General features: G+C 69.2%; 4 protein-coding genes. 2 read left to right on the forward strand and 2 right to left on the reverse strand.

The window, feature by feature from the left end; all coding sequences use genetic code 11:
- Positions 1-15 precede the first annotated feature (15 nt).
- The gene (locus RIF89_RS12420) at positions 16-198 is read left to right on the forward strand and encodes a hypothetical protein (protein WP_309069419.1); all 183 of its coding nucleotides are present in this window, start codon (positions 16-18) and stop codon (positions 196-198) included.
- 5 nt (positions 199-203) lie between these two features.
- Positions 204-830 (forward strand): nucleoside deaminase, encoded by a 627-nt coding sequence (locus RIF89_RS12425; protein ID WP_309069420.1) that lies wholly within the window; start codon positions 204-206, stop codon positions 828-830.
- Between the two features lie 7 nt (positions 831-837).
- Here RIF89_RS12425 and RIF89_RS12430 read toward each other — a convergent pair whose 3' ends face one another.
- Complete coding sequence (locus RIF89_RS12430) at positions 838-2301, reverse strand: lipase maturation factor family protein (RefSeq protein ID WP_309069421.1); 1464 nt, start codon at positions 2299-2301, stop codon at positions 838-840.
- A gap of 128 nt (positions 2302-2429) precedes the next feature.
- Positions 2430-3484: NAD(+) synthase (locus RIF89_RS12435; protein WP_309069422.1), on the reverse strand; the 1055-nt coding region annotated here is incomplete at its 5' end.

Below are 3484 nucleotides of genomic sequence, written 5' to 3' on the forward strand. Positions count from 1 at the left end.
GATAGGCTGAGGAACATGAAGTCGACCTCGATCTGGACCATCCTCGGCGTCATCGTCGCAGTGGTCATCGCCTGGTTCCTGATCGACGCGGTGTTCTCGCTCATGTGGTTCATCGCGAAGCTCGTGGCGGTCGCGGTGGTCGCCGTGATCGTGTTCTTCGTCCTGCGGGCGCTGCTCCGCAACCGGACAGGCGACTGACGGCCATGGACTTCCCGCCGCTCTCGGCGAGCTTCACGCTCACGCTTCCCGACTGGATCCGCGACGAGCTCGCCGACGTGCCCGACGTCATCCCGGATCTGCACGAGCGGATGGCGCTCGTCAATCGACTCGCCGACCGCAACTGGCGCGAGGGCAACGGCGGGCCGTTCGCCGCCCTCATCGCGGAGTCCGACACCGGCCGCATCGTGTCGGTCGGGGTCAACGTCGTGCTCGCGAGCAACGTCTCCCTCGGCCACGCCGAGGTCACAGCGATCGGCACCGCGCAGGCTCGCCTCGGCGTGTGGGATCTCGGCGGCAGCCGCCCCGACGGCACACCGCAGCCCGCTCACGAGCTGCTCGTGAACTGGCGCCCGTGCGTCCAGTGCTACGGCGCCGCGATGTGGTCGGGCATCCGCTCGCTCGTCATCGCCGGGTCCGGGCCGGAGTGCGAAGACCTCACCACGTTCGACGAGGGGCCCATGATCGAGGACTGGGCGGCCGCCTTCGAGGCGCGCGGCATCCGGGTCACCGAGGGCATCCGCCGCGACGAGGCCGTCGACGTGTTCCGCGCGTACCGCCGCGCGGTCGACGGAGACCTCGTCACGGTCTACAACGCCCGGTCGGGCGACTGACCGCCTCTCAACCGTCGTAGCGATCCGGCAGCGTGACGGCATCCAGGATCACCCGCCGGCGGTCTCGCATCCACACGACGCCGTGCTCGCGTCGCTCGGCCGGCGTCGCGAAGCGATAACGGAACGACACGACCCGGATCCACTCTGGCCGCTCGCCGTCGAACGGGTCCGTCCGCAGCATCCGCAGCGTCGCGCGATCGGCCTGCAGCAGCTTCACGATCAGCGCGCGGAACCAGTCGTCGAGATGCCGGCCGAGCGGCAGGAACCACATCAGCCAGTCGAGTCGCAGGTGATACGGCGCGTACTGCCGCGGGATGCGCCGCACATCGCCCGGCTTTCCCTTGAACTCGTACTCGCGCCACTCGGCGCGCGTGGGATCCGCGCTCGACGTGCCCTGGATGATCCACTCGATCCGCTGCTTCGTGACGGTGCCGAACGCGCCGTACGCGTTCGCGAGGTTCCATCGGTTGAACGCGGCGTTCATCAGCTGATCGCGTGAGAACAGGTTGCGCGCGGACGGCCAGCTGAGCACGACGTAGAGCAGGGTCACGGCGAGGGTGATCACCAGCCAGTACAGCGGGATGTCGCCCGGTGCGGGCAGCGCCCCCGGCACCGCGATCGCCGAGGCCGCGAGCACGATCGTGGTCCAGTTCAGCCACGCGAAGTTGCCCGTCGCGACGAGCCACAGCTGCGAGAGGATGAGGATCGCGCCGGCGACCGCGCCGATCACCTGCGGGACCGCATCCGGGATCCACAGCCCGAGGAGCGGCGCGAACAGCAGCCAGGGGACGACGAGCTGCGAGACATGGTTGCCCAGCGCCTCGGCCTTGTGCACCCAGCGCGGCAGCAGATGCGCCCGCCGGCTGAAAGGCCCCGGCATGGGCTGCGTCTCGTGGTGGTACATCAGGGCCGTGAGATCGCGCCACTCGCGCCCACCGCGCATCTTGATCATCCCGGCGCCGAACTCGAGCCGGAACACCAGCCACCAGAACAGCACGATGATGTGCACGGGCGGCGGTTCGTTCGCCGAACCGAGGAACGCCGCGAGGAACCCCGCCTCGAGCAGCAGCATCTCCCAGCCGAAGCCGTAGAACGTCTGACCGATCGACACGACGGACATGTAGCCGCCCCACAGCGCGAGGAAGCACAGCATCGGCACCCATGGCGGCGCGAGCTGCGGCAGCCCGGCGACGAGCAGCAGCGACAGGATGATCCCGGCCACGCTGAGGGCGACGAGCCGACGGTCGGTGTACCGGATCCGGCGGAACAGCGTCGGCCGCAGGATCTTCTTGGCCCGCTGCGAGGAGGACGCCCACTCGAGCAGCTCGGGTGCGGGCAGGAGTCCCTGCTCGCCCAGCAGCACCCGGAACTGGTTCAGCGTCGAGACGAACGCGACGAGATAGAGCGCGGCGATGCCCCGTTGCAGCACCTCCCGCGCGAGCGTGAAGTCGACCGCGGCGAAGCCGTCCATGGTGGCAGGTTAGGTCGCGCGGAGTCGTGACGCCTGGGGGTTGACGATCCGGTGAGATCGCGGGGTTTCGACCCGCTTCGCTCGCTCAACCGGCATGGGTCCTCGACGCCGGCCGCGGAACCGGGGGATCACCCCGCGAACTGCGGAAGCGCCTCGTCGAGCTCGGCGAGCCAGGCGCGCGCGTTTCCGTCCGAAGGCGCGCGCCAGTCGCCACGCGGCGAGAGCGAACCCGACGGTGCGACCTTCGGGCCGTTCGGGATCGCGGAGCGCTTGAACTGCGCGAAGCCGAAGAAGCGCTTCAGGAAGACCTTCTCCCACTTCACGATGGTCTCGAGGTCGTACCCGTAGTGCGCGTCCTCGGGGAACCCGACGGGCCACTCGCCCTTCTCCGGGTCGGACCAGGCGTGCATCGCGAGGAACGCGATCTTCGAGGGGCGGTAGCCGAAGCGCAGGATGTGGTGCAGCGAGAAGTCATGCAGCGCGTACGGCCCGATGGTCGACTCGGTCGACTGCACCTCGCCGTCCTGACCCGCGGGCACGAGTTCGGGACTGATCTCGGTGTCGAGCACGGACTGCAGCACCTCGGCCTCCTCGGGGGAGACGCCCTGCGCCTCGCCCTCGGCCACGACCCACCGGATCAGGTGCTGCATGAGCGTCTTCGGCACGCCCGAGTTCACGGCGTAGTGGCTCATCTGGTCGCCCACGCCGTACGTCGCCCAGCCGAGCGACAGCTCCGACAGGTCGGACGTGCCCACCACGATGCCGCCGTGGTGGCTCGCGAGGCGGAACAGGTAGTCGGTGCGCATGCCCGCCTGCACGTTCTCGAACGTGACGTCGTACACGGGCTCGCCCCGCCCGAACGGGTGGTCCAGCTGCTTGAGCATCTCTGTCGCAGCGGGCCGGATGTCGATGGTCTCGATGGAGGCGCCGACCGACTCGGCCAGGCGGATCGCGTTCGACTTCGTGTGGTCGCTCGTGGCGAAGCCCGGCATCGTGTACGCCAGGATGTCGCTGCGCGGCCTCCCCATCCGGTCCATCGCGCGGGCGATCACCAGGAGAGCATGCGTCGAGTCGAGCCCGCCGCTCACACCGATGATCGGCTTGGGGTCGCCGATCGCCCGCATCCGCTGCATGAGACCCGCGACCTGGATGTTGAAGGCCTCGTAGCAGTCCTGCGCGAGCC

The sequence above is a fragment of the Microbacterium sp. genome (assembly GCF_031178525.1).
Lineage (GTDB): Bacteria > Actinomycetota > Actinomycetes > Actinomycetales > Microbacteriaceae > Microbacterium.

What these genes read in the sequence shown, in the direction of transcription:
- RIF89_RS12420 (WP_309069419.1), top strand. Translation starts at nt 16, where the DNA reads ATGAAGTCGACCTCGATCTGGACCATCCTCGGCGTCATCGTCGCAGTG.
- RIF89_RS12425 (WP_309069420.1), top strand. Translation starts at nt 204, where the DNA reads ATGGACTTCCCGCCGCTCTCGGCGAGCTTCACGCTCACGCTTCCCGAC.
- RIF89_RS12430 (WP_309069421.1), bottom strand. Translation starts at nt 2,301, where the DNA reads ATGGACGGCTTCGCCGCGGTCGACTTCACGCTCGCGCGGGAGGTGCTG.